Origin of the sequence: Streptomyces sp. NPDC005962 (genome assembly GCF_040629205.1) — a bacterium.
In the GTDB taxonomy this organism is placed as follows: domain Bacteria; phylum Actinomycetota; class Actinomycetes; order Streptomycetales; family Streptomycetaceae; genus Streptomyces.
Map to the genome: position 1 here is coordinate 583537 of NZ_JBEXVE010000001.1, position 26252 is coordinate 609788.

General features: G+C 72.2%; 27 protein-coding genes. 15 read left to right on the plus strand and 12 right to left on the minus strand.

The genetic code is table 11. The features are described 5' to 3' along the window. The first annotated feature begins 191 nt into the window (after window positions 1–191). Genes ABZ370_RS02730 through ABZ370_RS02740 form a run of 3 tightly spaced genes read left to right on the plus strand, consistent with a single transcriptional unit; the run spans window position 192 to window position 3148 of the window. Window positions 192–1238, plus strand: a complete 1047-nt coding sequence (locus ABZ370_RS02730) for a DUF4328 domain-containing protein (RefSeq protein WP_358615384.1) — start codon at window positions 192–194, stop codon at window positions 1236–1238. Between the two features lie 57 nt (window positions 1239–1295). Beyond that, on the plus strand, window positions 1296–1940 hold the full coding sequence (locus ABZ370_RS02735; RefSeq protein WP_358615386.1) for an RNA polymerase sigma factor: 645 nt from the start codon (window positions 1296–1298) through the stop codon (window positions 1938–1940). Next, complete coding sequence (locus ABZ370_RS02740; protein WP_358615388.1) at window positions 1940–3148, plus strand: hypothetical protein; 1209 nt, start codon at window positions 1940–1942, stop codon at window positions 3146–3148. The genes ABZ370_RS02735 and ABZ370_RS02740 overlap by 1 nt, the downstream gene beginning before the upstream one ends. Window positions 3149–3314: 166 nt before the next feature. Here ABZ370_RS02740 and ABZ370_RS02745 read toward each other — a convergent pair whose 3' ends face one another. After that, on the minus strand, window positions 3315–4229 hold the full coding sequence (locus tag ABZ370_RS02745) for a L,D-transpeptidase family protein (protein ID WP_358615390.1): 915 nt from the start codon (window positions 4227–4229) through the stop codon (window positions 3315–3317). A gap of 141 nt (window positions 4230–4370) precedes the next feature. Here ABZ370_RS02745 and ABZ370_RS02750 point away from each other — a divergent pair, with 141 nt between their 5' ends. From ABZ370_RS02750 to ABZ370_RS02760, 3 genes are read left to right on the plus strand one after another with little or no spacing between them, the layout of a single operon-like run. Beyond that, window positions 4371–5945, plus strand: a complete 1575-nt coding sequence (locus tag ABZ370_RS02750; RefSeq protein WP_358615392.1) for a methylmalonyl-CoA mutase family protein — start codon at window positions 4371–4373, stop codon at window positions 5943–5945. Window positions 5946–5976: 31 nt separating this feature from the next. After that, window positions 5977–6582: a hypothetical protein gene (locus ABZ370_RS02755; RefSeq protein ID WP_358615394.1), complete on the plus strand. Its 606-nt coding sequence runs from the start codon at window positions 5977–5979 to the stop codon at window positions 6580–6582. Window positions 6583–6596: 14 nt separating this feature from the next. Further along, a complete protein-coding gene (locus ABZ370_RS02760; RefSeq protein ID WP_055546847.1) occupies window positions 6597–6809 on the plus strand; it encodes a hypothetical protein in 213 nt (70 codons plus the stop codon). A gap of 20 nt (window positions 6810–6829) precedes the next feature. On the opposite strand, the gene ABZ370_RS02765 is transcribed toward ABZ370_RS02760, so the two are convergent. Then, window positions 6830–7552, minus strand: coding sequence for a phenylalanine--tRNA ligase beta subunit-related protein (locus ABZ370_RS02765; RefSeq protein WP_358615396.1), 723 nt, complete (start codon window positions 7550–7552; stop codon window positions 6830–6832). 61 nt (window positions 7553–7613) lie between these two features. Then, on the minus strand, window positions 7614–7751 hold the full coding sequence (locus ABZ370_RS02770) for an SCO1431 family membrane protein (RefSeq protein ID WP_358615398.1): 138 nt from the start codon (window positions 7749–7751) through the stop codon (window positions 7614–7616). 173 nt (window positions 7752–7924) lie between these two features. Here ABZ370_RS02770 and ABZ370_RS02775 point away from each other — a divergent pair, with 173 nt between their 5' ends. Next, window positions 7925–9319, plus strand: a complete 1395-nt coding sequence (locus tag ABZ370_RS02775) for an amidase (RefSeq protein WP_358615400.1) — start codon at window positions 7925–7927, stop codon at window positions 9317–9319. 64 nt (window positions 9320–9383) lie between these two features. Here ABZ370_RS02775 and ABZ370_RS02780 read toward each other — a convergent pair whose 3' ends face one another. Continuing rightward, a complete protein-coding gene (locus tag ABZ370_RS02780) occupies window positions 9384–11459 on the minus strand; it encodes a BTAD domain-containing putative transcriptional regulator (RefSeq protein ID WP_358615402.1) in 2076 nt (691 codons plus the stop codon). Between the two features lie 116 nt (window positions 11460–11575). On the opposite strand from ABZ370_RS02780, the gene ABZ370_RS02785 reads away from it, so the two are divergent. After that, the gene (locus ABZ370_RS02785) at window positions 11576–12472 is read left to right on the plus strand and encodes an alpha/beta fold hydrolase (protein WP_358615404.1); all 897 of its coding nucleotides are present in this window, start codon (window positions 11576–11578) and stop codon (window positions 12470–12472) included. A 108-nt stretch (window positions 12473–12580) separates the two neighbouring features. After that, window positions 12581–13363 carry an SAM-dependent methyltransferase gene (locus ABZ370_RS02790; protein ID WP_358615406.1) on the plus strand — a complete coding sequence of 261 codons (783 nt, stop codon included), beginning with the start codon at window positions 12581–12583 and terminating at the stop codon, window positions 13361–13363. Between the two features lie 42 nt (window positions 13364–13405). Here ABZ370_RS02790 and ABZ370_RS02795 read toward each other — a convergent pair whose 3' ends face one another. Continuing rightward, on the minus strand, window positions 13406–13981 hold the full coding sequence (locus ABZ370_RS02795; protein ID WP_358615408.1) for a TetR/AcrR family transcriptional regulator: 576 nt from the start codon (window positions 13979–13981) through the stop codon (window positions 13406–13408). Between the two features lie 115 nt (window positions 13982–14096). Between ABZ370_RS02795 and ABZ370_RS02800 the strand changes: the two genes are divergently transcribed. Together ABZ370_RS02800 and ABZ370_RS02805 are read left to right on the plus strand one after the other, a co-directional pair. Next, complete coding sequence (locus ABZ370_RS02800; protein WP_358615410.1) at window positions 14097–15185, plus strand: AI-2E family transporter; 1089 nt, start codon at window positions 14097–14099, stop codon at window positions 15183–15185. Between the two features lie 122 nt (window positions 15186–15307). Next, window positions 15308–15967 (plus strand): DUF4232 domain-containing protein, encoded by a 660-nt coding sequence (locus tag ABZ370_RS02805; protein ID WP_358615412.1) that lies wholly within the window; start codon window positions 15308–15310, stop codon window positions 15965–15967. 34 nt (window positions 15968–16001) lie between these two features. Here the strand turns inward: ABZ370_RS02805 and ABZ370_RS02810 are convergent, their stop codons facing one another. From ABZ370_RS02810 to ABZ370_RS02820, 3 genes are all read right to left on the minus strand, one after another. Next, window positions 16002–17024 carry a hypothetical protein gene (locus ABZ370_RS02810; RefSeq protein ID WP_358615414.1) on the minus strand — a complete coding sequence of 341 codons (1023 nt, stop codon included), beginning with the start codon at window positions 17022–17024 and terminating at the stop codon, window positions 16002–16004. Window positions 17025–17123: 99 nt separating this feature from the next. Next, window positions 17124–17990 (minus strand): hypothetical protein, encoded by an 867-nt coding sequence (locus tag ABZ370_RS02815; RefSeq protein WP_358615416.1) that lies wholly within the window; start codon window positions 17988–17990, stop codon window positions 17124–17126. A 61-nt stretch (window positions 17991–18051) separates the two neighbouring features. Further along, window positions 18052–19164: a tetratricopeptide repeat protein gene (locus ABZ370_RS02820; protein WP_358616057.1), complete on the minus strand. Its 1113-nt coding sequence runs from the start codon at window positions 19162–19164 to the stop codon at window positions 18052–18054. A 254-nt stretch (window positions 19165–19418) separates the two neighbouring features. On the opposite strand from ABZ370_RS02820, the gene ABZ370_RS02825 reads away from it, so the two are divergent. After that, window positions 19419–19886: an ATP-binding protein gene (locus ABZ370_RS02825; protein ID WP_358615418.1), complete on the plus strand. Its 468-nt coding sequence runs from the start codon at window positions 19419–19421 to the stop codon at window positions 19884–19886. A gap of 276 nt (window positions 19887–20162) precedes the next feature. Then, window positions 20163–21092: a helix-turn-helix domain-containing protein gene (locus tag ABZ370_RS02830; RefSeq protein WP_358615420.1), complete on the plus strand. Its 930-nt coding sequence runs from the start codon at window positions 20163–20165 to the stop codon at window positions 21090–21092. A 12-nt stretch (window positions 21093–21104) separates the two neighbouring features. Here the strand turns inward: ABZ370_RS02830 and ABZ370_RS02835 are convergent, their stop codons facing one another. Then, window positions 21105–21473 carry a helix-turn-helix domain-containing protein gene (locus ABZ370_RS02835; protein ID WP_358615422.1) on the minus strand — a complete coding sequence of 123 codons (369 nt, stop codon included), beginning with the start codon at window positions 21471–21473 and terminating at the stop codon, window positions 21105–21107. An 87-nt stretch (window positions 21474–21560) separates the two neighbouring features. On the opposite strand from ABZ370_RS02835, the gene ABZ370_RS02840 reads away from it, so the two are divergent. Both ABZ370_RS02840 and ABZ370_RS02845 read left to right on the plus strand, forming a co-directional pair. After that, on the plus strand, window positions 21561–22472 hold the full coding sequence (locus ABZ370_RS02840) for an NAD(P)-binding domain-containing protein (protein ID WP_358615424.1): 912 nt from the start codon (window positions 21561–21563) through the stop codon (window positions 22470–22472). Window positions 22473–22687: 215 nt separating this feature from the next. Next, window positions 22688–23770, plus strand: a complete 1083-nt coding sequence (locus tag ABZ370_RS02845) for a hypothetical protein (RefSeq protein WP_358615426.1) — start codon at window positions 22688–22690, stop codon at window positions 23768–23770. An 89-nt stretch (window positions 23771–23859) separates the two neighbouring features. Here the strand turns inward: ABZ370_RS02845 and ABZ370_RS02850 are convergent, their stop codons facing one another. The 3 genes from ABZ370_RS02850 to ABZ370_RS02860 form a co-directional block, all read right to left on the minus strand. Then, a complete protein-coding gene (locus ABZ370_RS02850; RefSeq protein ID WP_358615428.1) occupies window positions 23860–24771 on the minus strand; it encodes an NADP-dependent oxidoreductase in 912 nt (303 codons plus the stop codon). 118 nt (window positions 24772–24889) lie between these two features. Further along, the gene (locus ABZ370_RS02855; RefSeq protein ID WP_358615430.1) at window positions 24890–25804 is read right to left on the minus strand and encodes a sensor histidine kinase; all 915 of its coding nucleotides are present in this window, start codon (window positions 25802–25804) and stop codon (window positions 24890–24892) included. Further along, window positions 25804–26160, minus strand: coding sequence for an STAS domain-containing protein (locus tag ABZ370_RS02860; RefSeq protein WP_358615432.1), 357 nt, complete (start codon window positions 26158–26160; stop codon window positions 25804–25806). The genes ABZ370_RS02855 and ABZ370_RS02860 overlap by 1 nt, the downstream gene beginning before the upstream one ends. Window positions 26161–26252 lie beyond the last annotated feature (92 nt).

Below are 26252 nucleotides of genomic sequence, written 5' to 3' on the forward strand. Positions count from 1 at the left end.
ACACGAAACCTGACCGCCGCGGGCACGCCCGTCGCGTCCATGCCCTGGGCCGACTCTGGACGGGACCGACCGGATGCCCGTAACGTGCAGGTCCGCGCTGTGGGCGCGGTCAGAAGTGTTTTCTCGCGTGGTTCCGATCGGGCCACGTCCCAGGGGGATCAAGAATGTATCCGTGCGGGAATTGCCGCGCTGTGGCCGTCGGTCCTGACGGTCGCTGCGCCGCGTGCGGCACCTATCAGCAGCAGCTGAATCCGGCCCCGAACGCCGGACCCGGGGGCTACCCCGCGGCGCCGCCCGTGTCCATGCCCGCCGCGGGTGCCATGCCCCCGGGCGGCGTCGACCTGCGGCGCGGGCTGTCCACCGCGCTCATCGTGCTGTTCGGCGCGACCATCGCGGTGCTGGTCCTGGCGTTCATCGCCCGCGTCCAGCAGTACAACCTCTACGGGGACGTCCTGGACGGCGGCTCGGTGTCCGGCTCGGACGCCGACGACGCCGACGACTTCTACCGCACGGCGCTGGTGCTGTCCTCGCTGGTCATGATCGGGCTCGCCGTCGTCTTCCCGATCTGGTTCCGCCGCCTGCGGCTGAACGCCGAGGTGTTCGCGCCCGGCCAGCACCGCTTCGGCTCCGGCTGGGCGGCGGGCGCCTGGTTCACCCCCGTGGTCAGCCTGTGGTTCCCCAAGCAGATCGCCAACGACATCTGGCGCGCCAGCTCCCCGCAGGGCCCGCACCAGGTTCAGCGCGGTCTGCTCAACGGATGGTGGGTGTGCTGGATCGTCAGCGGCCCGCTCTTCTCCAGCTCCCTCGTGCAGTGGAGCAACGCCCGGCAGCGCGCCCTCGACGGGGGCCTCTTCGGGGCGCGGAGCGCCATCGAGGACATGAAGACGGCGATCGGCATGAACTGCTTCGCGTACGTCGTCACCATCGCCGCCGCGATCCTGGGTCTGCTGCTCGTCCGCCAGATCACCGCGATGCAGGAGCAGCGTGCCGCGCTGCCGCCGCAGAGCCCGTACGGCCAGATGGCACCATCCCCGTACGGCGCGCCCGCGCCCACCCCGTACGGCGCCCCCGCCGGGAGCCCGTACGGTGGCGGCGCCACCGGCAACCCGTATGGCGCGCCCGCCCCGTCCCCGTACGGTGGCGGCGCACCGCAGATGCCGCCGGTCGTCCCGCAGGCCCCGCCCGCACCGCCGCCCGGCCCGCCCGCCGGGCCGCCGTCGCCGTACGGGCAGGGCTAGCGCGCCGCCCGGCATCGCTGGACCGAGACTTCTCCGATAGTGGGGCAGGAAGAGAGCGTGCACGGGGACGACGCGGAACTGACCGCCGCGGTGAACGCGGCGCAGGCCGGAGACGAGACCGCCTTCCGGGCCGTGTACCGGTCCGTCCACCCCCGCCTGCTCGGTTACGTGCGCACCCTGGTCGGCGACGCGGACGCGGAGGACATCACCTCCGAGTCCTGGCTGCAGATAGCCCGCGACCTCGGACGGTTCGACGGGGACGCCGACCGGTTCCGCGGCTGGGCCGCCCGTATCGCCCGCAACCGCGCCCTCGACCACATACGGATGCGCGGCCGGCGCCCGGTCGTCGGCGGTGACGAGACCGAGCTGGAGACCCGGGCGTCCGAGGCCGACACCGCCGGTGAGGCGCTGGAGGCCCTCGGCACCGGCCGCGCGCTCAGCCTCATCTCCCAGCTGCCACAGGACCAGGCGGAGGCCGTGGTGCTGCGGGTGGTCCTCGGACTGGACGCCAAGAGCGCGGCCGCGGTGCTGGGCAAGCGCCCGGGCGCGGTACGGACCGCCGCGCACCGGGGTTTGCGGCGGCTGGCCGATCTGCTCGGTGACACGCCCGTGCTCGACGGGATACCCGGGCAGCGCGAGACGGGGGTGGCCAGGTCCGCGGGTGTGACGGAATCGGGCGCGCCAACGCAGAAAGACATGTGATGGCCGACGACCACCGCTATAGCTGGCTGGATGACAAGGCCGCGGAGCGGCTGCTTCGCGGTGAACCGGTCGACGGGCGGCACGGCGCCCCCGACGACCGGAACGATCGTCCGCACGCCGAAGCGGAACGGCTGGCAGCCGTGCTCGGCGCCGTAGCCGAGGAGGCCCGCAGCCCGGATACCGCCGCCGCTCCCGGCGGCACGGCCCCGCTCCCCGGCGAGGAGGCGGCGGTGGCCGCGTTCCGCGCCGCGCGGACCCAGCCGACAGTGGTCGCCATTTCGGCAGAAGGCCTGGTCGGCGGCAAGTCAACGCGCATAGCGCGACCGGCTGCGACGGCCCCAGAGGCCGCTGCCCCCGCCGGGCGGCAAAGGGGCTGGCGCGGGCTGCGCGCTGGCGCGGTGGCCGCGGTGGCGGGCTGCGCGCTGAGCGGCTTCGCGGTCGCGGCGGCGGCCGGTGTCCTGCCGTTCGGGCATGGCAGCGGCACCCCGAGCCCGGGGGCCAGCGTGTCGGAGACCGGTCCCGAGGGCGGGGAGTCGGCACGGCCGGAGATCTCCCAGGACGGCGGCGGGCCGACGTCGCCCGACGAGACCGGTGGCGGGACCTCGGAGGGCACCCAGGGCCGGGGCGTACCGGGCGGTGGCGAGGGCCACGGCAAGCACGGTCGGCACGACAAGCACGACAAGCACGGCAAGCACCACGGGCATGACAAGCCCGGAAAGCAGGGCAAGGGGGCGAAGGGCACTCCCGAGGCCTGGAAGACCGGCACCGGCAACGCCCTGGGGGCCTGCCGCCGCTACCTCGCGGCGGAGGCCGGTACCGGGCCCGACGTCGGCAAGGGGACGCTGAAGAAGCTGGAGCGAGCCGCGGGCAGCCGGTCCGGCATCCACGGCTACTGCGTAGGGCTCGTCGGCGGCGACACCGTGCCGGATGGCGGTACCGGCGGCGGCACCGACGGTACGAGCACGACCTCCTCCGGCACGGGCAGCACCGGCGGCACCAACGGCGACGAAGGCGGGTCCTCCGGCCCCGCGCCCCCGCCGCCCGCCGGGGACGACGCCGGTACGCCGAGCCCGGACCCGACCTCGTCCGACACCCCGTCGAGCGCCCTGGCCGGTACGCCGTCGGGTACCCCGTCCAGCGGCTCGTCCGAGAGCCGGTCCACGACGTCCAGCGATCCGACGACGCCCACGGAATCCAGCGCTCCATGAGGCTTGCCGATCTAGCTGTGACGTTTTTTTCAGGGGTGACGCTGTAAGAAACGGGCCGACTGGTCATCGGCCGCGCGGGAGCCGAGGTTCCCCCCGTACCGACGGCTCCGCGCATCGGCGCGGGCAGAGCACGTTCCCCCGGCTCTGCCCGCGCCACTTACTCGCCCTACTTGTAGACGACGACCTTGTCGCCCGCCTTCACCTGGCTGAAGACCGCCGCGATCTTCTTCTTGTCGCGGACGTTCACACATCCGTGCGACGCCCCGCTGTAGCCGCGCGCGGCGAAGTCGGCCGAGTAGTGCACCGCCTGGCCGCCGCTGAAGAACATCGCGTAGGGCATCGGCGTGTGGTAGATCGTCGAGACGTGGTCCCGGCTCTTGAAGTTGACCTGGAAGAGCCCCTCCCGGGTCGGTGTGTACTGCGAGCCGAAGCGCACGTCCATGGCCGACACCACCCGGCCGTCGACCATCCACGCCAGCGTCCGGCTGCCCTTGCTGATGCACAGCACCCGCCCGGTCAGACACCGCGAGTCCGGCTTGGCCAGGGGGTTGGTGGTCGGTGGGTACAGCTCGTCGCGCGTCGGCCGGGTGGTGCGGGACCGCAGTGAGGTCCAGGTGCGGCTGTCCACCGAGCCGGTGGCCGTCAGACCGCGGGCGCGCTGGTACGAGGTGACCGACGTGCGCGTCACCGTGCCGAAGTACCCGGTCGGGTTACGGCCGAAGTGCCCGAGTTGACGCAGCCGCGCCTGGAGTTCGCGCACCCGTTCGCCGCTGGTGCCGAAGGCGACCACGGGCGGGGCCGCCCGTGGGGCGCTGCGCGGCTTCGCCGCCACCCGGGTGCGGGGCGGGGTGGTGGCCCGGCTGGGCGTGGCCCGCGGGGTGTGGGTGAACGTGCGGTGCGGGCGCGGCGCGGCGGCCGCCGGGGTGCGGGGTGCCGCGCTCGCGGTGCTCGCGCCCGCCCGTGGCTCCGCTCTCGTATGTCGCTGTCCGTCCAGAGTCGCCGTCTCGCCCCGGCAGCCCGCCAGGAGCGCCGCCGCGGCGGCCGTGGCGAGTGCGGTGCGGACGACCGATCTTCCGTGCATGTATCCCCCTGTCGCCGGTCTGTCGCCCGGAATGTTGCCCGGGGCTGCCGTGCGGTGAACATCAGCGCATGCTGTGAAGAAGGCCCTGAATGGGTACAAGGGCAGGTATAAGCCACCAGAAGGCAGGGACCCATGGGACCCATGGCGCGCGAGTCGGAGTCGGGCTTCCCGATCGAGCCGGTGTACGGGCCCGGTGGTGCTGACGCCCGCGTCGGCGAGCCCGGTGCGTACCCCTACACCCGTGGCGTCTATCCGTCGATGTACACCGGCCGTCCGTGGACGATGCGTCAGTACGCGGGCTTCGGCACCGCCGCCGAGTCCAACGCCCGCTACCGGCAGCTGATCGAGCACGGCACCACCGGTCTGTCGGTCGCCTTCGACCTGCCCACCCAGATGGGCTACGACTCCGACGCGGCGCTCGCGCACGGCGAGGTCGGCAAGGTCGGCGTCGCGATCGACTCGATCGAGGACATGCGGGTCCTGTTCGACGGCATTCCGCTCGACCAGGTCTCGACGTCGATGACGATCAACGCGCCCGCCGCGCTGCTGCTGCTCCTCTATCAACTCGTCGCCGAGGAGCAGGGCGTACCGGCGGCCCGGCTGACCGGCACCATTCAGAACGACGTCCTCAAGGAGTACATCGCGCGCGGTACGTATATCTTCCCGCCCGCCCCCTCGCTGCGGCTCATCGCGGACATCTTCCAGTACTGCCGGGCCGAACTGCCCAAGTGGAACACGATCTCGATTTCCGGCTATCACATGGCCGAGGCCGGTGCCTCGCCCGCGCAGGAGATCGCGTTCACGCTCGCGGACGGCATCGAGTACGTCCGTACGGCGCTCGCGGCGGGCATGGGTGTGGACGACTTCGCGCCGCGCCTCTCGTTCTTCTTCGTCTCCCGTACGACCCTCCTGGAAGAGGTCGCCAAGTTCCGTGCCGCGCGCCGGATCTGGGCGCGGGTCATGCGCGAGGAGTTCGGGGCGCGCGACCCGAAGTCGCAGATGCTGCGGTTCCACACCCAGACCGCGGGCGTCCAGCTGACCGCCCAGCAGCCCGAGGTGAACCTCGTCCGGGTGGCCGTCCAGGGGCTCGCGGCGGTGCTCGGCGGCACCCAGTCGCTGCACACCAACGCCTTCGACGAGGCCATCGCCCTGCCCACCGCCACCTCGGCCCGGCTCGCGCTGCGCACCCAGCAGGTGCTGGCGTACGAGACGGACGTGACGGCGACCGTCGACCCGTTCGCGGGCTCGTACGCGGTGGAGGCGCTGACCGACGCCGTCGAGGAGGCGGCGGTGGACCTGATGCGCCGGGTCGAGGACCTGGGCGGCGCCGTGGCCGCCATCGAACAGGGCTTCCAGAAGGACGAGATCGAGCGCAACGCGTATCGCATCGCCCGGGAACAGGAGGCGGGGGAGCGGGTGGTGGTCGGCATGAACCGGTTCCGGATCGACGAGGAGGAGCCGTACGAGCCGCTGCGCGTCGACCCGGCCATCGAGGAGCGCCAGCGCGACCGGCTCGCCCGGCTGCGCGCCGGGCGGGACCGGGCGGCGGTGGGGGTGGCGCTGTCGGCGCTGAAGAAGGCGGCCGAGAGCGAGCCGGGGACGGCCAATGTGCTCTACCCCATGAAGGACGCGCTCGCCGCGCGGGCCACGCTCGGCGAAGTGTGCGACGCGTTGCGGGAAGTGTGGGGCACGTATGTCCCGGCTGACGCGTTCTGAGTGGTAACGGCTGTATCGGGGGGATTGGCTGATGGGGATTTCAGGGGGGCGGCGGATCGCGGCGGCGGTCTGGTGTGCGCTGGCCGCGACGGCGATCGCGGGCTGTGGGGGCGGCGATGGGGGCCGCGCCTTCGACAGACCGGGCGGAAGCACCCCCGCCCCCTCATCCCCCGCTCCCTCGCCCTCCGCCGTGACGCGGGACGCGGCGCCGCTGCGGTTCCTCCCCGTCGAGGCGACGACCCGGGGCGCGTGCCCCGGGCGTACGGCGCTCGGCGCGAGCCCCGGCGCGTACGCCACCTACCGCGACGCCGCGACGGACACCTGCTACGTCGTCACGCCCGCCTCCGGTATGACGGCGCGTCCCGCCTGGGCGAAGGCGAGCGACGAGTCGGCCTCGGGCGCGGGCTGGGTCGTGACCGTGGGCCTCACCGGCCGCGACCGGGCCCGCTTCGCGCGGCTCACCGGCACGCTGGCCGCCCAGCAGCAGCCGCGGAACCAGCTGGCCATGGTCCGCGACGGCACGCTGCTGTCCGCGCCGTCCGTCGCGCAGGCCCTCACCGGCGGCACCGTGCAGATCTCCGGGAGCTTCACCGCGGACTCGGCCCGGGAGCTCGCCCGGGACATCAGGGGTGGGTGAGCGACACTGGGGTCATGTCTGCTCCCCGCCGCACCTGTCCGGTCTGCACGCGTGAGATCGCGGTCGTCGGCGGGCGCTTCGCCCGCCACGATCCGCCGGGCCGCCGCTCCGACTACGAGCTGGTCTCCTGCCCGGGGTCGCGCCGGATCGCGCCACTGCTGACGACCCCGCCGAAGCTGTTCGGCGGGGACGAGCCGCCGACGCCGGGCCAGCAGCCGCTGTTCTAGGCAAGCTTGGGTGAGCGTCTTCAGGCGGTGTCCCGGCCCACCAGCCGGGACGCGAGCACGACCCCGGGGCTGGACTCCGTCAGCGCCTCGCCGAGCCGGTCACCGGCGGCCGTCAGCGCGGCGTCGTCCATCGGCCCGAGCGCGTCCAGGACGAACATGGCGCGGGTGGTGGTGTGGGTGAGCCGGGTGCGGACGCACTGCCGCCAGTTCCAGCGTCGGCAGGTGACGCCCGCGTCGTCCCGCCACACCACCTCGCCGGGCGCGGGGTGCTCCAGGGCGGGCTCGCCGCTCGCCGTCGTCTCGAACACCTCGTCGCCCGTGGCGCGCACCAGGCGGGCCGCGCCGGTGTAGTGGTCGAGGTCCTCGCCGCCCAGCGGGATCACATGCCCGACCGAGATCGCGTTGTAGAGGTCGGTCAGCCGGTCCACCCGGGGCAGTCCGGCCCCCGCCCGGAGCAGCAGCGCCTCCGCGCTGGGCCGGGTGCGCTTCGGCTTCGCGCCGAAGCCGCGGAACGCCTCGCGCCATGCCGCCAGATGCGGGTGCTCCTCCACCGGGCCGTCTCCGAACCGCTCCCGTGCCTCCGTCTCGGCGGCGGACAGCCACTTCTCGCTCAGCTCGTCACTGGGTCCGGGGCGCAGGCCGTCGGCGGTGATGAGCAGTGCGCGGTAGTCGGGGCGCAGGGTGTGTACGGCGGGGTCGATGGTGGCGGATGCGAGCCAGGCAGAGGTGGTGGACGTCGTCATGGAGTCCACTATGGCATACGCGACGGTTCAGTTTTCTGCACTGACCGGTGGGGGTCGGGCGTCAGAACAGGCCGAGCTGTGCGGCGAACATCGCCATGGCGATGGCGAGCACCCACCCGATGGCGTGCTCCATCAGTTTGTCGTGGTCGGAGCCGGAGGGGCCGCCGGTGCGGGCGCGGTGGACGGCGATGTGGGTCATGCGGGTCGTCCTTGCTGCTTGGAGATGCTGAGTCTGATGGGAGATGCTGAGGAGGATGGTGATGATGGTGATGAAACGGGCATCTCCTGTTGCCCAGGGTGCGTGTGTTCCCCTTCCCGGGTAAAGGGGGAGTGGTCTAACTCACCTATCCGTGAGAACGAGGAGGTCCATCGTTGACCAGCGTCATTCCGAAGGGGCTGGGCGAGCAGGTCAGGGCGCTGGCCGACGGCGAGGTGACCTCGCGGGCGCTGGTCGAGCAGGCGCTGCGCCGCATCGCCGAGACCCAGGCCACGCTGAACGCCTTCCGCCGCGTCCGGGCCGAGGCCGCGCCGCGCGAGGCCGCCGACGCCGACCGGCGGCTGGCGGCGGGTGAGCGGCTGCCGCTCCTCGGGGTGCCGATCGCGGTCAAGGACGATACGGACGTGGCGGGCGAGCCGACCGCCTTCGGCTGCTGCGGCGACTTCCCGGCCAAGACGGTGGACGGCGAGGCGGTACGGCGGCTCCGGGCGGCCGGGGCCGTGATCGTCGGCAAGACGAACACGCCCGAGCTGGGGCAGTGGCCGTTCACCGAGGGCCCCGCCTTCGGTGACACCCGCAACCCCTGGAACCTCGACCACACCCCCGGCGGCTCCTCCGGCGGCGCCGCGGCCGCCGTCGCCGCCGGGCTCGTCCCCGCCGCGCTCGGCTCGGACGGCGCGGGCTCGGTCCGTATCCCGGCCGCCTGGACGCATCTCGTCGGCATCAAGCCGCAGCGCGGCCGGATCTCCACCTGGCCGGACGCCGAGTCCTTCAACGGCATCACCTGCAACGGCCCCCTCGCCCGCACCGTCGCCGACGCCGCCCTGCTGCTGCACGCGGCCAGCGGCAACCGCGACGGCGACCTGCACTGTCCCGACCCCGTCGACGTGCTGTCCGCCCCGGGCCGCGACCCGGGGCGGCTGCGGATCGCCCTGTCGTTCAAGCCCGCCTTCACGGGCACGCCCAAGAGCCTCGACCCGGCCGTCCGCGCCGCCGTGACCCGGCTCGCCGAACGGCTCGCCGCCCTCGGCCACGACGTCGAGGAGGCCGAGCCGCGCTACGGCGCCGTCGGGCTCGCCTTCCTGCCCCGCGCCACGGCGGGCCTGGGCGAATGGGCCGGCCGCGTCCCCGATCCGCTCCTGCTCGACGTACGCACCCGCGCCGCCGCCCGCAACGGCCGCCTCCTGCGCGGCACCCTGCGGCTGGCCCGCGCCGCCGAAGAGCCCCTGCGGCGCCGGGTCGGCACCATCTTCCGCCGGTACGACGTCGTCCTCTCCCCGACGACCGCCACCCCGCCCCTGCCGATCGGCGCCATGGCCCGGCTCTCCGGCTGGCACACCGACCGCGCGATGATCGCGGCCTGCCCGTACGCCTGGCCCTGGAACGTCCTGGGCTGGCCCGCCGTCAACGTCCCGGCGGGCTTCGCCGACCCCGCCGCCACCCTTCCCCTGGGCGCCCAGCTCCTGGGCCCGGCCTGCAGCGAACCGCTGCTCATCTCACTGGCCGCGCAGCTGGAAGCCGACCAGCGCTGGTACGAGCGCTGGCCCTAGGCTGCGTCCGGTCAACCGGGGGTGTGAGGTAAACGGTGCACTACGCGAGGTGACGGCCGTGGCGTCAAGGTGCCGCCGTGATCGCGGCGAGATGGCCGTCCACCGGGCCGACCGTCAGCAGCCCGCTGCTGGCGCCTGCGAGCTGGCCTGTTGCTGGGCGTAGGCGGGTGCGGGTTCGTTCCAGGGCGTCCTGGGCGTTGAGTTCGCGGGCGGCCGATGCCTCCAGGCAGCACAGCGCCTCGTACAGCAGGTCCGCGGGCGGTTCCGGCAGGGCGCGCAGCGCCGTCCGTGCACCGGCCGGGTCATCCGCGCTGAGCAGTGCGAACGGCTCCGCCCAGCGGCGGTACGGGCCCCAGTCCGCGTCCAGATCGACGCCCCGCCCGGCCTCCCGCGCCGACTCGCCGTCCGACAGCCGCAGGCACAGCAGCGCCAGCGGCAGCAGACCCCGCTCCAGGCCCGGCATCCCGGACCCTGCCAGCCGCGCGGCGGCGGCCCGGTACGCGGTCTCGGCCCGCGCCGTCTGTCCGGTCGCGGCGAGCCGTAGCGCCCCGTACCACTCGGTGAAGACGCCCACGAGCGGCAGCTCGTGGCGCGCGCCCAGCCGGTCCGCGGCGGCGGCGTGCCCGTCCGCGCCCGCGAAGTCGCCGAGCGCGCCGCGCGCCTGGAGCCGGACCAGATGGCCCAGCACCTCGTACGTCACCAGCCCGTGCCGGGCGCCCACCGCGACCAGCTCCGCGCCGATCGCGTCCCGCCGAGGCGCGAGCCCGGCCCGGCCGCAGGACTGCATGAACGTCCCGTTCAGCGCGAAGACCAGCAACGCCGGATCGTCCAGCCGCCGCGCGATCCGCTCCGCCTCCCGCGCCGCCTCGGGCCCGCGCGGGGAGCGGCTGCCGCGCGACTCCAGCGCGACGGTGGCCAGCAGACGGCAGCGCGCCGCGTCGCCGTCCGGCAGCGCGGCCAGGGCGCGCTCGGCCGCGCCGACGATCCGCCCCGCCAGCTCCGGATCGTCGCTACGGGTCCAGATCGCGGGAACGTCGTACGCGCCGATCACCCGCGCGGTCAGTTCCGGATCGCCGTAATCCTCGGCGGCGGTGATGGCCGCCAGCCGCTGCTCCCGGGCCGCCTCCAGCCCACCCCCGCCGGTCACCGCGAGGTTCCGGATGAGCCCCACCGCAGCCTCCAGCCGGGCCCGGGCCCCGCCACCGACCGTCCGCCCGTAGACGGCAGCCGCTTCCCCCCACACCCGAGCCGCAACTCCCACAGCCCCGGCTGACTCCCCGGCCCCGCCGGGCACGGCCGCCACCGGGGGCGACGGCTCCGCCCCGGGTGCCACCGGCCGGGTGCCGGGTACGACCGCCACCGGAGGCAGCGGCTCCGCCTCCAAACCCGGGGCCTGCGCCAGGATGTCCGCCTGGAGGCGGCGGAGGCGGGGAGTGGGAGGCAGGCCCAGGTGGTCGAGCAGGGCGGTGCGGGCCCGGTGGAGGGCGGCCAGGGCGTCGGCCTGGCGGCCCGACCGGTACAGCGCCAGGGCCAGCAGGCGCCAGGCGTCCTCGCGCCAGGGGTGGTCGGCCAGGTGGGCGTCGAGGTCGGGCACCGCCTCGGCGGCGCGGTCCAGCGCGAGCAGGGCCTCGGCGCGCTGCTCGACGGCGCGGAGCCGCAGTTCGGCCAGGCGGGACCGTTCGCCGCGGGCCCAGGCCTCCGCCTCGAACTCGGCGTACGCCGGACCGCGCCACAGCTCCAGCGCCTCCCCGAGCCGTCGCAGCGCCGCCGCGGGCGGCAGGGCCGCGGCGGCGCCGACCGCCGCCTCGAAGCGCCACGCGTCCACGGCGTCGGGCGCCGCCCGCAGCGCGTACCCGGGGCCCTCGGTGACCAGCAGCCGGGCCCGGGCGCGCGGCGGACGGTCGGGTTCCAGGGCGCGGCGGAGGGCACCGACGAAGGTCTGTACGGCGCCGACCGCCCCCGCCGGGGGCTCGTCCCACAGGTCCTCGACGAGACGGGACACCGGTACGACCCGGCGGCGGGCCACGATCAGCCGCGCCAGCACCGCCCGGTGCCGTGGCCCCTTCAACGCGAGCGCGCCGCCGTCGCCCGCCGCCACCACCGGCCCGAGCACACCGAACGCGACCCGCTCCCACGTCACCGGGTCACCGTAACCAAGCCCCGGTACGCCCCGGCGCTGATCGGCCGCTGATTCGGACGCGGCAGCCTCTTCACATCCGTAAGCATCCGTAAGCCCCCGAGCGAGAGCGGCGCGCCATGCCACAGCAGACCCCGGCCATCCCCGGCTTCGCCTACCACCACCTCCTCGTCGCCAAGGACGTGGTCCTCAACGTGGCCGTCGGCGGCACCGGCACCCCCGTCGTCCTGCTGCACGGCTTCCCGCAGACCCACCTGATGTGGCGGCACGTCGCCGCCGACCTGGCGGCCGATCACACCGTCATCTGCCCCGACCTGCGCGGCTACGGCGCGAGCGACAAACCGGCCGAGGCCGACGACGGCACCACGTACGCCAAGCGCACCATGGCCGCCGACGTCGTGGCCGTGGCCCGCGCCCTCGGCCACGACCGCTTCGCCCTGGCCGGTCACGACCGCGGCGCCCTGGTCGCCTTCCGCGCGGGACTCGACCACCCGGACGCCATCACCCACCTCGCCGCCCTCGACGTGCTGCCGACGCTGGACATGTGGGACGCGATGCACGGCACCACCGCGGCCGTCGGCTTCCACCTCTACCTGATGGCGCAGCCCCCGGGCCTGCCCGAGCGGATGATCGCCGCCGCGCCGGACGCGTTCTTCGGCCACTTCCTCGACCTCTGGGGCACGGACCCCGCCGCGATCCCCGCGCCCATCCGCACCGCCTACCTCGACGCCTGCCGCGCCGCCGTCCCCTCCATCGTGGCCGATTACCGCGCCTCCGCCGGGATCGACGTCGCCCACGACCAGGCCGACCGTGAGGCGGGCAACCGGCTGCGGATGCCGGTCGCCGTCCTCCAGCAGGACTGGGGCGCCGCCCTCGGCTTCGACGCGGAGGCCCTGTGGCAGGCGTGGGCGCCCGATCTGCACCACGCCACGGTCGGCTACGGCCACTTCATGGCCGAGGAGGCGCCCACCGACGTGACGAAGACCCTCCGCACCCTCCTGGCCCGCCCCTCCTGACTCCCGCGCCCCTTTGTCTCCAAACCGCCCTACGCGTCTCCAACTCCGGTTAGCTTGGCGGTAGATCGCCCGTACGCACGGCCGTCACCCGTCAGAGGAGTCCGTTCCGTGTCCGATGATGTCGCGCAGCGCATCGACACCACCAAGCCGCACTCCGCCCGTTTCTGGAACTACTTCGTGGGCGGCAAGGACAACTACGAGGCCGATCGCGAGGTCGGCGACCAGATCAAGGAGATCTTCCCGGGACTGGCCGATGTCGCGGTGGCCAGCCGTCACTTCCTCGCCCGGGCGGTCACCTGCCTGGCGGCGGAGCACGGCGTACGGCAGTTCCTGGACATCGGGACGGGGCTGCCGACCGCCGATAACACTCACCAGGTGGCGCAGCGCGTCGCGCCGGACGCGCGGATCGTGTACGTCGACAACGACCCGCTCGTCCTGGTGCACGCCCGCACCCTGCTGAGCAGCACCCCCGAGGGTGCCACCGACTACCTCGACGCGGACCTCTACGCCCCGGACACCGTGCTTGAGGCGGCCGCCAAGACGCTGGACTTGGAACGACCGGTCGCGCTCGTGCTGCTCAACGTCCTCGGCCACGTAGCCGACCCGGCCGAGGCCCGCGCCCTGGTGGGCCGTCTGATGGCGGGGCTGCCGTCCGGCAGCTACCTGGTGATCGGTGATTCCACCGCCACCAGCGAGGGGATGATCGCGGCCTCGGCGGCGTACAACGCGAGCGGGGCGGTGCCGTATTACGTCCGTCCGGTCGACGAAATCGCCGCGTTCTTCGACCGGCTCGACGTGCTGGACCCCGGCATCGTCCCGATCACCCGATGGCGGTCGGAAACCGACACGGATGTGGTGGACGCGTACGGAGGCGTGGGCCGCAAGCCGTAAGCCCACTCAGGTCGCCCGCGCCACCGGCACCGCCGACCCCTGTCAGACGCCGGACGTGCCGGGATCGAGGTCGTCGGCGATCCGCCGCAGCCCCGCGGCCACCTCCCGTGCCGACGGGGCGTGTTCGGGGTCGATCAGCCATTGCTGGGTCAGCCCGGCGACCAGGGCCATGTGTACCGACCCGACCGCGCGGGCCAGTTCGCGGGCCTCCGCGCTGTCGGTGCCGTCGATGCCGTGCAGGTCCGCCGCCATCTCCGTACGGGACCGCTCGAAGGCCTCCGAGATCTGCTGACGGATCTCCGGGAAGCGTTCGGCCTGGGCGAACGCCTCGACACTGGCCACCAGCAGCGGGCGGTCCGTGGCCTCGGACCCGACGACCCGCTCCCACATCGACTCGGCCCGCCACCCCGCCGACGGGGCGCGGACCTTGTCGCCCCACTCCTGGAGCATCTCCAGGAGCGCGGCGTTGAGCAGCGCTTCCTTGGAGCCGTAGTGGTAGTTGATCGTGCCGAGCGGTGCGTTGGCGGCGGCGGCGATGTCGCGCGAGGTGGTGCGGGCGTATCCCCGCTCCTCCAGGCACTGCTTCGCCCCGGCCATGAGCTGTTCGCGGTGTCGCATGCGGGGCAGCGTACCTCACATCTGAACGAACGTTCAGGACGTTCGTTCAGAAGCGTGTGCTGAAACGCTCCTGCGCTGCAGCGATAGCGAAGCGTGAACGGGGTACGGAGGTCTCATGCCTGCCACGTTCAGTTCCGCGAGAACCCGCGCCGCACTCCGCTCATCAGCGCGCATTTCCCTCGATTTCCTCCTGGTCCTCGGGATGACCGCGGTGGCCCTATGGCTTCTGGGCCAGATGTGGTCGATCGTCTGGCCGCTCATCGTCGGCTTGCTGCTCACCACGCTGACCTGGCCCCTGACGCGTTTTCTGCGCGGGCGCGGGTGGCCTCCCGCCGTGGCCGCGTCGGCCGTGACCGTGCTGTTCCTCCTGGTCGCCACGGGCGTCGTGGCGCTGATCGCGGTCCCGGTGGCGTCCCAGTCCGGCGAGCTGGTCGACGGCGTGACCCAAGGCGTGCACAAGGTGCGCGACTGGGCCGCCGGGCCGCCGCTGAACGTCGACGACGCCCAGATCGCGCAGGCATCGGACAGCGCGGCCGCCCGCCTGCAAAAGAGCGCCAGCGGCATGGTCAGCACTGTCGTCACGGGAGTGAACGCCGTGGTCGGCGGCTTGGTCACCGCCGTCCTGGCGCTCTTCCTGATGTTCTTCTTCCTCAAGGACGGCCCGCGGTTCCTGCCCTGGCTCGCCCGCCAGCTGCCCGGTCGGCTGGCCACCGATATCCCCACCGTGGCCGCGCGCGGCTGGGACACGCTCGGCGCGTTCGTGCGGTCCCAGGCGCTGGTGGGTCTGCTCGACGCCGTCTTCATCGGCCTCGGCCTGTTGATTCTGGGCGTCCCGCTGGTGCTGCCGCTGTCGGTGCTGACCTTCGTCTCCGCGTTCGTGCCGATCGTGGGCGCCCTGTTCGCCGGATTCGTCGCGGTGCTCATCGCGCTGGTGGCCAACGGCCCGATGGACGCGCTCATCACGCTGGCGATCATCGTGGTGGTGCAGCAGCTTGAGGGCAACGTGTTCCAGCCCATGATCCAGAGCCGTGGGCTAGGCCTGCACGCCGCCGTGATCCTGCTGGCGGTGACGCTGGGCGCCAGCCTGGCCGGAGTCGTGGGCAGCCTGCTCGCCGTACCGGTCGCCGCGCTGATCGCGGTGGTCTGGAACTACCTGCGCGAGCAGCTCAGCGACCCGCTGCCGGAGCTGGAACAGCTGGGTTAGCCGGACGTTAGCGGTGCGGTAGCGGGCGACAGCGGTGCGGCAGCTTTACGGCAGCGGCGCCGACCAGAGTGGGTGACGTACCGAGGAAACGACGACACCAACTGCCCTTGGGGGGAACCACAATGAGCTCCAACGCCGCTCGCCGCCGCACCCTTCGCTTCGCCGCCGCCGCTCTGACCGTGGCCGCCGGACTGACCCTGACCGCCTGCAACGGCTCGGACACCGACGGCGCGAAGACCTCGGGCAAGGCGGACTCCGCGGCCGCCGCGGACCGCGACGGCTCGGGCTCGTCCAAGGTGGGTTCCGAATCCCAGGCGGACTCCGGTACGAAGTCGGGGTCCGCGGGCAAGCAGTCCGTCGAGCGCTGCCACACCTCCGGTCTGAAGGCGGCGTTCGCCACGGGCGACGACGCGGTCCCGGACCCGAACGCGGAGGGTTCGACCACCACCTCCATCGTGCTCACCAACACCGGCGGCAGTGCCTGCAAGATCGGCGGCTTCCCGGGCGTGGACCTCAACACCGAGCACGGCAGCGCGGACTGGTCGCTCCAGCGCTCCTCGGCCAAGTTCAGCTCCATCACCCTGAACCCCGGCGACAGCACCGACTTCACCATCAACCTCGCCCTGGCCGGGGACGACGACGAGGGCTCCTGGACCCCCGCCTTCGCGGTCGTCACCCCGCCGAACGAGACCAAGTCGATCACCCTGGACTGGCCCTGGGGCGGGCTCGTCGACCAGCGGGCCGCCACCCGCCCCGCCACCTTCGTCAACCCCATCGGCTGAGGCCGAGCCGAGATACGTCCGCTGCCCCGGTGTGTCACACCGGGGCAGCGGACGTGGTGCTCTCCTCATCAGCACGCAGCTCTCCGTGGAGACGGGCGAACACCGCGCACACCAGCGGCATGACCACCGGGGGCAGCAGGAGAAGAGCCACGGCCGTGGGCAGGATCTTCACCAGTACGCCGGTCATCCACACGTTGTCGTCGCTGAGCCACAGCATGCCGAGTCCGACGGGGTGGTTGAGGGGAGCGGCCGCGTACCGGGCGAGCCAGAAGACGAGCACGGCGGCCACCATGCCCAGCGTGCCCAGGCCGAGGGTGCGCCACCGCGCCCGGCGGGTCAACACCCACGAGCGGTACAACGCCACGAACGGCGAACGGCGCTCCACCACCGTTTCGGCGGTGGCCAGCGCCAGGCGGGAGTGCAGCAGCGGGCCGAGACACCAGATGGCGATCGGCAGCACCCACCCCACCAGCGTGTACTGCCAGGACGCGGTTTCGCCCAGCGGCGTGGTCTCCACACCGGGCACCTTGTTGCCGTCGACGAGGATGAACAGCACCAGGCCCGCCATCACCACGGCGCCCACGGCCAGCCCGGTCAGCGCGTTGACCGCGAGCGCGGCGGGAAACCGCCGACGGGTACGCCGCCACACCTCGCGGACGGTCAGCGGCCCGCCGTCGCGCGTGGCATGGGAGTCGCCGACGGCGTACGCGGTGTGCAGGACGGTGACGACGAGGAGCCCCAGAACGAGCAACACCGGCAACACCACGAACCCGACCCTGACCAACGGCTCCAGGCCGCCGTCCGCGTAGGCCACGTAGGAGTCCTCGTTGGCGATGCTGCGGTCCGCGTACTCCCGGACCCCCTCGAAGGTGTCCCACGCCGCCGCGAACCCACCGCCGACGATCGCGCAGCCGAGCAGGGCGGTCAGGGCGGACACGAGGAGGGTGAAGCCGTACAGCGCACGGGGTTGGCGTCTGACGACCCCGAGCGCCCGGCCAATGCCGCCGCCGATGCCGCCGCCCGGCCGCTCGGTCGACTGGTTTCCCTCATGTGCCATGACCTGCCCCGACCTCCGTGCGACTTCGTGGTGACGGCACTCAAGACGATCACCGGGCGCGTGGGGTTCCCGGGGGCCGGGTTCACTCTGCCCGGCTGGTCACTGGGTGAAGAAGGGCGACGGGTGGGTGGGATCGGCCGTGCAGAGGAAGAGGCCCGCGTGGCTGCCGCGTCCCACCGTCATGCCGGTCGGCTCGCGCACCGCGTTGAAGGCCGGGGTGCCCGGTTCGAGGTGGCGTTCCTCCAGCGGCCGGAACCGGTCCGGCTCGCGGCCGCCGTACGTGAACTCGTACGTGTCGAACTGCACGAACAGCGAGAGCGCGCCCTCGCAGACCCCGCACGTCAGCGAGAACGGCATGTCCGTCGTCGCCCAGCCCATGCCGCCGCCCAGCTTGCAGCCGGGGATCGTCGACACCTCGTCGTACGTGTCGTCGTCCAGCCGGTCCCGGAGGTCTTCCGGCAGCTCCTCCGGCCACGGGTATTCGACCACCCGCTCCGGACGCAGCACGCACGGGCGCGGCACCATGTCGATGTCGTACTCCCAGTGTTCCGCGGGATCGGGTTGCTCGACCAGCACCTCGCCGACGTCCGCGCCCCGCCGCCAGAATACCCGGCACGCCTGCCCCCACCCCTCCGGGTGCGGCTGGTCGTGCCAGTCGGGGCACCAGAGGACCTGGGCGAGGTCCGTCCCGGCGGGGAACGCGATCTCGGGGAAGTCGACGGCGGTGAGCTGAGCCACGGCAACGAGCGGGTACGGGCCGAGTGGCTTGCCGTTGATGTCCTTGTGCTCATCGCAATACGGCCACGGCTCGGTGGCCGGCCACCACAGGGGCCCGCCGATGTGGCTCTCCCGCACACCGGGCTCACCCCGCCGGGGATGCAGCCGGACGGTGGTCCGGGCGTACGGGGCGATCTCGGGGAGGCTCGTGGCGAGGTCGACGGGCGGTGCGCCGGTGGTGAGGGCCATCGCGGCAGTCTCGCAGCCGCCGCGCGCGCCGTCCCCGGGGGACGGCCCGCGCACGGTGCGGTCACGCTCGGGCGGCGATGCGCTCGCCGAGTTCGGCGGCTGCCGGACTGTCGGGCATGGATGTGACGCGGGCGGCGATGTTGGTCAGGCCGTCGTTGATCCGTACGGACTGCACGCCGTCGGCGCAGTCGAGGAACTCCCTCCAGGTGGCCAGAGCCGTCTCGCTGTTGCCGCGTTTGAGCTGGACGTGTCCGAGGTCGGCGAGCACGATCGCCCGGGTGCGCTTGCGGTCGAGGCCGTGGATGTCGAGGGCGAGATGGAGGTGTTCTTCTGCGGCGGTGAGGTCGCCGAGCTTGGCGTGGATCATCCCCGATTCGTGGGCCCACCGGCCGTGGCTGTAGTGGCTCGCCCAGGATTGGCCCGGCCGGGACGGCGCCTGCTCGATGGCGGCTTGGGCGGAGGTGAGCATCGTCGTGGCGGTGGGGTGGTCGCCGTCGGCGGCTGCCGCGCGGGCGAGGGTATTGCGGTAGTACGCGAGCGCCTTGGGGTTGTCGAGTCTCCGGCCGCGCTGTTCGCACGCCTCGGCGAGCCGTACGGCGGTGGGAATGTGGCCGAGGTCGATGGCCTGTTCGGCGAGTCCGCGCAAGGCCGTCGCCGCGAGTTCGTTCTCCCCGACCTCGGCGGCGAGCTTGAAGCTGTGCAGGTGGTATTGCTGGCTCAGCCCCTGGTCGCCCTCGTCACGGGCCATCCAGCCGATCAGGTGCACCAGTTCGCTGGTCGCGGCGAACAGCTCGCTGCCGACCTTGTCCGTGTAGCGGCCGTCCAGCCATCGATTGACGTCGACGGTGAGGTAGCGCACCGCGAGATGCCGGGCGTGGCCGCCGCCGGTCTCGGAAGCGGCATCGCCCAAGGTGGTGGTCATGGTGCGGACGGCGGCGACTTCGCCCATGCCGACCGCCACGGGGCCGGGACGGTTCACACGGCGGGTGACCGCTTCGGCGTCAGGGAGGTCGAGCGCGGCCAGGCCGACGGCGGCGGACGCGGCGAGGAACTGTCGTCGGTCCACGTCGCTGCCTCCCAGGATCATGACCGAGGTCACGGTATCGGCGAACTCAGACTCATTGTCCTCGGACAGACTGACGGTGAGGACTTGTTCGATGAACGGCAACCACACCTGGGGCACTCGGCGTCCCGTTTCCCATCGGTAGACCTGCTGCCGGTCGCAGAACCCCGTCTTCCCCCAGCGCGCCACTGAGAGTTCGTCCGCAAGCCTCGCCTGGCTGCACTTGGGGCGCCGTGCCGTGCGTGCTGTGCGGATGCGCTCCCCGATGGTCATGCCCGGCCCGATCGTCGGTCCTGGTTCACAACTGGCCTACAGGTGGCAGACATTGTGGCAGCTCCCCACACGCCGCATCCGGGCGTTGACTGATGGTAACCACTCGGTGGGGCGGCCGCCGGGTAGCGAGCCGAAGGAACACCCTCATCATCACCCGAACCAGCTCTTCCGCTTCGCAGTACACCGTGCTGCTCTCCGCCACCCGCAAGGGCGCCCGTCTCGCCCGGCTGCTCGCGACCGAGCGCATTCGGGGCTGGGGGCTGCCGCATGAGAAGGCGGCGCTGATCGTCGCCGAGCTGGCCGCCAACGCCGCGTTGCACGGTCGCGTGCACGGGCGGAACTTCCGGCTGGCGCTCAGCGCGACCGCCGACACGCTCCGCATCGAGGTGAAGGACCCCCGCGCGGAACGGCTGCCCGCCGTCCGTCGCAAAACCGACACCGACGAGCCGCGCGAATCGGGGCACGGGCTGCTGCTCGTCGAGGAGTTGGCGGACCGCTGGGGGGTTCGGTCCGAGCTGATCGGCAAGACCGTCTGGGTCGAACTCGACCTCCCCGGCTGAGCCCCTCCCGCCGGAGGCCAGGAACTCTGGCCCCGGTGGGGCGTGCGTCGGTGCGGCGGGCCATCAAAAGCCAAAGAACCCTGGGAAAGAACCCTCCCAACCCATCCAAACCTCACACTAGTCACCCGGACGGGTGATTCCGCCCAACTCGACTGGCGCGAGGACGGTTTGGCGCGGCAGGCTCGGTCACAACAACCCCAGACATGCGACGGCCCCCGGCCGGGAGTGGCATCCCGGGTCGAGGGCCTGACCACCGAGGAAGAGAGAAGCTTCCCGATGGCTGAGCAGAACCCTAGCGCGCCTCCGCGCGCCCTATCCCTCGTTCGCCGATCCGCTGGCGGAGTCATCCATGTGAGGGAACGACACCCGAACCGCTACACGATCGTCGGCAACCACCTCACCCAGCATCGCGGGCTGTCCCTCACCGCGATCGGTCTCGGCGCGCACATCCAGTCGCTGCCGGACGGCGCGTCCGTGGACATCCGTACGCTGGCCGAGCGGTTCCCGGAGGGCCGGGACCGGATCGCCGCCGCGCTGCGGGAGTTGGAGGCGTACGGCTATCTCGAACGCGTCCGGGAGCGCACTCCGGACGGCCGGATGGTCACCCGGACCTGCTCGTACAACCACCCGGAGGCCACCCGCGCCCGCCGCGTCCGTGAGCCGCAACCTGTACGGCCTGTACGGCAGCCCGTACGCGAGCCGCACCCCGAGCCGCCGCCCCGCGATACCCCCGAGCCGGAGCCGGAGCCGGAGCCGGAGCCGGAGCCGGAACCGGAACCGGAACCGGAACCCGCGCCGGAGCCCGCACCCGCACCGGAACCCGCGTCACCCGCCGCGACCGCCGTCCTCGCCACCCTCCGCCGCGACGACGACCGGTTACTGCTGTCGCAGCGCGATGTACGCCGCCTCGCCCCGGCCGTGGCCGTCTGGCTGGAGCGCGGTGCCTCGCCCGAGGCCGTACGCCGCACCCTCGCCGCCAACCTTCCGTCCGACCTCCGTTACCCCGCCGCGTTCCTGGCGCACCGCCTCGCCGAGCTGCTCCCGCCGCCCCTCCCGGCGGCTCCCGGGCCCGCACCCAGCCCCCGACCGGCGTTCGTCCCGCTGCGGAACTGCAACGGCTGCGACCGTGGGTTCCGCGCTCCCGCCTCAGTCGCCCGCTGCCACGACTGCCGCCGCAAGGCCGCCGCACGGCAGCAGGCCGCGTGACCGGCGCGCCGGTCAGTGGGCGGTTTCGGACACGTCGACCATCGTGGAGCCTTCGCGCCGGGTCCGCTCAACACCCCAGGCGCCGAGCGGTTCGAGGGCCTGATTGAGCGTGCGTCCGTGCTCGGTCAGGGAGTACTCCACCCGGGGCGGCACCTCGGCGTAGACCTCCCGGTGTACGAGACCGTCCTTCTCCATCTCGCGCAGGTGCTGGGTCAGCATCTTCTCGCTCACGCCGGGCAGGCCGCGCCGCAACTGGGCGAAGCGGCGCACCTGATGGGCGTTGAGCTCCCAGAGGATCAGCCCCTTCCACTTGCCGCTCACGACATCGAGGGCGGCGTCGATACCGCAGATGTAGGGCCCGCTTCTCGGCGCGTTGGTCATCGCTGATCCCCTTACTTACGAAAAGGTAAGTACCGCAGTATTTAGTGGGTACTTCCGAGATTAGCCGTGCCCTCCAAGCATGGAGGGGTGAACGAACAACACAGCACCCCCACCGTCACTCCCGCCGTCACCGTTATCGGGCTCGGGCCGATGGGCCAGGCCATGGCCCGTACCTTCCTGGCCGCCCGCCACCCGGTCACCGTCTGGAACCGCACCGCCGGCCGAGCGGACGGAGTCGTCGCCGACGGCGCCACGCTCGCGGCCACACCGGCCGAGGCGGTCGAGGCGAGCGATCTGGTGATCCTCAGCCTCACCGACTACCAGGCGATGTACGACATCCTGGGCAGCGGAAGCGTCCCCGGATCGCTCGCGGGCCGGACGCTGGTCAACCTCAGCTCGGACACTCCCGACCGGACCCGCGCGGCAGCCGCCTGGGCGGCGGGCCACGACGCCGCCTTCCTCACCGGCGGTGTCATGGTCCCGGCGCCGATGGTCGGCACGGAGGCGTCCTACGTCTACTACAGCGGCCCCGACGAGGTGATGCGGCGTCACCAGGCGGCGTTGACGCCGCTCGGCACGCCGAAGTACCTGGGTGAGGACCCGGGCCTCGCCCAGATGATGTATCAAGCCGCGCTCGCGGTGTTCCTCACCGCCCTCTCCGGGCTGATGCACGCGACGGCGATGCTGGGCGGCGCGGGGATGAAAGCCCAGGAGGTACTGCCGGAACTGCTCGCCCTGGCCGACTCGGTCGGCGCCATCGTGAGGGCGGGCGAGGGGACTCCCGGCGCCGCGCTGGACGCCGGGGAGCATCCGGGCGGCCTCAGCACCGTCACGATGATGGGCGCGACGTCCGACCACATCGTGGAAACCAGCGCATCGCTCGGCCTCGGCCTCGCTCTCCCCGAAGCCGTCCAGGCGCATTATCGGCGGGCGATCGAAGACGGACACGGTGGTGACCACTGGACCCGCATCATCGACGGCATACGCGACCCGCGCTGACCCCGCGCGGGCCACTCCGCCGGGCATCGGCGCGGGTCTGCCGGGCATCGGCGCGGGTCCGGCTCTGGCCGCGCGGAGGGGCCGTAGGGCGCGTATCGTCGCAAAAGGGCCTTTGGAGGATCTGGTCACGCCTGTTGCTGTGCGTCACCCCTGTTGCTATGCGGATGGCAGACGGTCACCACGTCACCACGTCACCAGAGAGGTCAGGGATTGCCATGGCTACGGTGAGCAGCGTCCGGTACGTGTCCCCCTTCTCCTGGGTCGCCCTGAACACGAACGACGCGCTGGAGGTCTTCGCGCGCGCTTCCGACGGCACCCTTCGGCACAACTGGCAGACGGCCCCCAGCCGCAACGAATGGTCGGGGTGGCAGTCGCTCGGCGGCAGCCTGGAGGGTGACCCGGTCGTGGCCATGAACCTCGATGCCCGGCTGGAGGCGTTCATCCGCACCCCGGACGGCAATATCCAGCACGCCTGGCAGAACACCCCCCACGGCACCTCGTGGTCGCGCTGGGAATCGCTCCGCGACAGCCCGTCCCCGGCGGGCAACCCGGTCGTCGCCAGGAACTTCGATGGCCGACTGGAGGTTTTCGTCCGCGCCACGAACGGTTCCGTCCAGCACATCTGGCAGACCGCCCCGAACAACGGATGGGAGCCCTACTGGAAGGCCCTCTTCGTCGACGACGTGATGGGCGACATGGCGGTTATACAGGACGCCGATGGCCGGCTGGAGGCTTTCGTCCGAGGCTACGACGACCAGAACGGGGTACTCACCGTTCTGCACGCTTATCAGCGCCCCCACGTCGACGGATGGGCCTCCGGCGAACTCGGCGGCACCCCGCAGGACGACCCGACGGCCGTCCTGAACACCTCCGGCCAGCAGGAGGTCTTCGTCCTCGGCCCGAACGGCTTCGTCGAGCACATCTGGCAGACCAAGCCCAGCAATGGATGGGCCCCGGGCTGGAAATCGCTCGGCGGCGACAACCCGGTGGGCACCCCTGCCGTCGGCGTGAACACCGATGGACGGCTGGAGGTTTTCACCCGCCAGGACGGCGGCACCATCGAGCACAAGTGGCAGACCAACCCCGCCCCCGACGGCCGCTGGTCGTCCAGTTGGGCATCGCTCTACACCGGCAGCCCGCTCGTGATCGGCGACCCGGTGGCCGCCTCGAACGCCGATGGCCGCCTGGAGGTCTTCGCCCTCTTCGGCGACGGCGCCATCCGGTGCGCCTGGCAGAACACCGCCGGTAACGACACCGACTGGTCGGCCTGGCACTCGCTCGGCGTCCCCGGACAGTAGTCCTCCGCGGTCCCAGGGTCTGTTCCCACCGCTCACGGGCACACGGAGCGGTGGGAACAGACTTGGATCTGATCCGGCTCTTTCTGGTGCTATTCGGAGACGCGGACCACGATCTTCCCCCGCGTGTGTCCGCGCTCGGCGTGTGCGTGCGCTTCCGCGATCCGTTCGAGCGGGTAGGTCCGCTCGATGCGCGGCGTGTAGCGGCCTTGCCGACCGAGTTCGCTCGCTTCGGCGAGGAGCGTGGAGTCGTTCTCCGCGTTGGCCAGACGCACACCCAGGCGATGCGCGTTGGCGTAGTCGGCGATCGTCGACACGCGAGCAGGGTCGCCCACGATCGCGACGAGGTCGGGCAGGGAGCCCGAGGCCGCGGTGTCGAGCGCGATGTCGACACCGTCCGGAGCCAGGGTGGCGAGGCGCTCCGCGAGGCCGGTGCCGTAGGTGGTGGGAACGGCTCCGAGGGAGGTGAGGAACTCGTGGTTGCGTTCACTGGCCGTACCGATCACGGTGGCGCCCTGAGCCACCGCGATCTCGACCGCGGCGCTGCCCACGCCTCCGGCGGCGCCCTCGATGAGAAGGGTGCGCCCCTTCAGGGGGCCGAGCGCCTTCAGCCCGCCCATCGCGGTCACGGATGCCAGACCGGCGCCGGCGGCCTCCTCGTCGGTCCACGTGGTGGGTGCGGGGGCCCAGGCCGAGAGCACGGCCAGCTCCGCTGTCGCGCCCGTGACGCCGCCCAGCCCGAAGACACGGTCGCCGATGCTCACGCCCTGCACGCCCTCACCGGTCTCGTCGACCACACCGACGGCATCACGCCCGGGAATCGCGGGCAGGTCCACGGGGAGCACCTCGTGCACCGCACCGGAACGCACCTTCCAGTCGACGGGATTGACGCCGGCCGCCGCGACACGGATGCGGATCTCGCCGGGCCCGGGACGCGGGTCCGGCGCCTGCTCGACCACAAGGGTCTCCACGCCGCCGTACTCGTGATATCGGACTGCGCGCATGACATTCCGCCTTTCCACGCGGCCTGAACCGGCCGTTCGTGAGATCAGTGGGGTGAATGTTCGGCGAGCGCCGACGCCCACCACGCTAAAAGCTGACATCGGCGTCAGTTGCAAGCAGTCACATGCAGAAGCGGACGGTCGTGCCCTCGGGGCCGGTGTGGATGCGGACGAGATCGGCGAGGTTGTGAACCATCAGCAGGCCCCGGCCTCCGGGCTTGTCGCACCGTGGCGGGCGACGGCCTGCCAGCGGGTCTCGCAGCCATCCTCGGTCTCTCACCTCGCACACGATCTGCGTGCCGTCGCCCCAGACCGATACGGTGCCCGAGCCACCGCCGTGCTGCACGCTGTTGGTGGTCAACTCGGTGACGGCGAGCGAGAAGTCGTCCAATCGCTCACATGTCAGACCGAGGCGCTTGGCCAACTCGACGGCGAGGTCCCGCGCGCCGGACAGACGGGCGATGTCAAATGTGAATACGACGGCCCATGGTGGTGGCACGAGGAGTTCATTGAAGGCCGAGACAGCGCGGTCGGCGTCGTAGGTCGTACTGCGCTGCTCCCTGCCGTCGACGACGACAACGGGATGTGTGGTGTACGCGTCGGCAAGCCATCCGGCGTTGAGCCGTGCGGCGTCGTAGGGGCACAGGATGGTGACATTCCGGCCGCGGAAGGCCTTGTTGACCAGTGCCTCGTGCTGGACGCAGGCCGGATACTCGGCTGGTGTACGGGCGGGCCAGATCGGCTCACCGATGATCCGTACCCGCTCGGCGGGATACGCGTCGGCGAACGCCCGCAACACCTCGGGAATGATCCGCCCCGGGTTCCGCCCTGCCCGGCTCATGTCGGTGAACCGCACCCGATCGGCGCTTGCGCCCAGCTCCGCACGGAGTGGCCCGAAGTTCCTCGCGGGAACGGCCACCGCCACCGGCTCGCCCGCGGCCAGACCCTCCTCGATGAACGGGACCGTCCCGGCCACATACTCCTGGATGCCTCGGTAGAACAAGGCCGGATGGGCGAAAGGCTCGGCCGCGCACATCACGTCGTCACCTCGATCGCCGCCGATTCGGGCGAGAAGGCGGCCAATGTGCGCCGCAGCGTCGGCGGCGGCCCCTTGATGACCAAGCGCCGTCTGCCGTCCAAGTCCTGGGCGGCCAGTACCAGAGCGGTCGCACCGCCGACATCGATGAACGTGAGCCCGGACAAGTCCAGCATCACGTCGCCACATCCGTCGTGCAAGGCGTCTTTCAGCGCCTGCTCCCACGAGGCGCGGGTGGTCAGGGTGACCTCGCCGGAGACGCGTATTCCAGCCCGACCCGTGAGCGGGCGGATTTTCAGCGCGCTCACTCTCTTTTCGGCGACCGGCCGTGTGCCCGGCTGGTCCGGGGCGTCCACGTTCTCACCTCCACCGACCTCGAACGCCGGAGGACCACCATTTTCACCGTAGCGCGGTGGAGGGGACCCACCAAGATCCAGTGCGGCCTGAG

Excerpts from the sequence above, each read along its gene's own strand:
- ABZ370_RS02750 (WP_358615392.1), top strand. The coding sequence starts at position 4,371 with ATGGCGCGCGAGTCGGAGTCGGGCTTCCCGATCGAGCCGGTGTACGGG.
- ABZ370_RS02815 (WP_358615416.1), bottom strand. The coding sequence starts at position 17,990 with ATGGCCCTCACCACCGGCGCACCGCCCGTCGACCTCGCCACGAGCCTC.
- ABZ370_RS02765 (WP_358615396.1), bottom strand. The coding sequence starts at position 7,552 with ATGACGACGTCCACCACCTCTGCCTGGCTCGCATCCGCCACCATCGAC.
- ABZ370_RS02740 (WP_358615388.1), top strand. The coding sequence starts at position 1,940 with ATGGCCGACGACCACCGCTATAGCTGGCTGGATGACAAGGCCGCGGAG.
- ABZ370_RS02800 (WP_358615410.1), top strand. The coding sequence starts at position 14,097 with ATGCCTGCCACGTTCAGTTCCGCGAGAACCCGCGCCGCACTCCGCTCA.
- ABZ370_RS02850 (WP_358615428.1), bottom strand. The coding sequence starts at position 24,771 with ATGCGCGCAGTCCGATATCACGAGTACGGCGGCGTGGAGACCCTTGTG.
- ABZ370_RS02845 (WP_358615426.1), top strand. The coding sequence starts at position 22,688 with ATGGCTACGGTGAGCAGCGTCCGGTACGTGTCCCCCTTCTCCTGGGTC.
- ABZ370_RS02805 (WP_358615412.1), top strand. The coding sequence starts at position 15,308 with ATGAGCTCCAACGCCGCTCGCCGCCGCACCCTTCGCTTCGCCGCCGCC.
- ABZ370_RS02770 (WP_358615398.1), bottom strand. The coding sequence starts at position 7,751 with ATGACCCACATCGCCGTCCACCGCGCCCGCACCGGCGGCCCCTCCGGC.
- ABZ370_RS02835 (WP_358615422.1), bottom strand. The coding sequence starts at position 21,473 with ATGACCAACGCGCCGAGAAGCGGGCCCTACATCTGCGGTATCGACGCC.
- ABZ370_RS02825 (WP_358615418.1), top strand. The coding sequence starts at position 19,419 with ATGGTAACCACTCGGTGGGGCGGCCGCCGGGTAGCGAGCCGAAGGAAC.
- ABZ370_RS02745 (WP_358615390.1), bottom strand. The coding sequence starts at position 4,229 with ATGCACGGAAGATCGGTCGTCCGCACCGCACTCGCCACGGCCGCCGCG.
- ABZ370_RS02760 (WP_055546847.1), top strand. The coding sequence starts at position 6,597 with ATGTCTGCTCCCCGCCGCACCTGTCCGGTCTGCACGCGTGAGATCGCG.
- ABZ370_RS02785 (WP_358615404.1), top strand. The coding sequence starts at position 11,576 with ATGCCACAGCAGACCCCGGCCATCCCCGGCTTCGCCTACCACCACCTC.
- ABZ370_RS02830 (WP_358615420.1), top strand. The coding sequence starts at position 20,163 with ATGGCTGAGCAGAACCCTAGCGCGCCTCCGCGCGCCCTATCCCTCGTT.
- ABZ370_RS02810 (WP_358615414.1), bottom strand. The coding sequence starts at position 17,024 with ATGGCACATGAGGGAAACCAGTCGACCGAGCGGCCGGGCGGCGGCATC.
- ABZ370_RS02855 (WP_358615430.1), bottom strand. The coding sequence starts at position 25,804 with ATGTGCGCGGCCGAGCCTTTCGCCCATCCGGCCTTGTTCTACCGAGGC.
- ABZ370_RS02795 (WP_358615408.1), bottom strand. The coding sequence starts at position 13,981 with ATGCGACACCGCGAACAGCTCATGGCCGGGGCGAAGCAGTGCCTGGAG.
- ABZ370_RS02755 (WP_358615394.1), top strand. The coding sequence starts at position 5,977 with ATGGGGATTTCAGGGGGGCGGCGGATCGCGGCGGCGGTCTGGTGTGCG.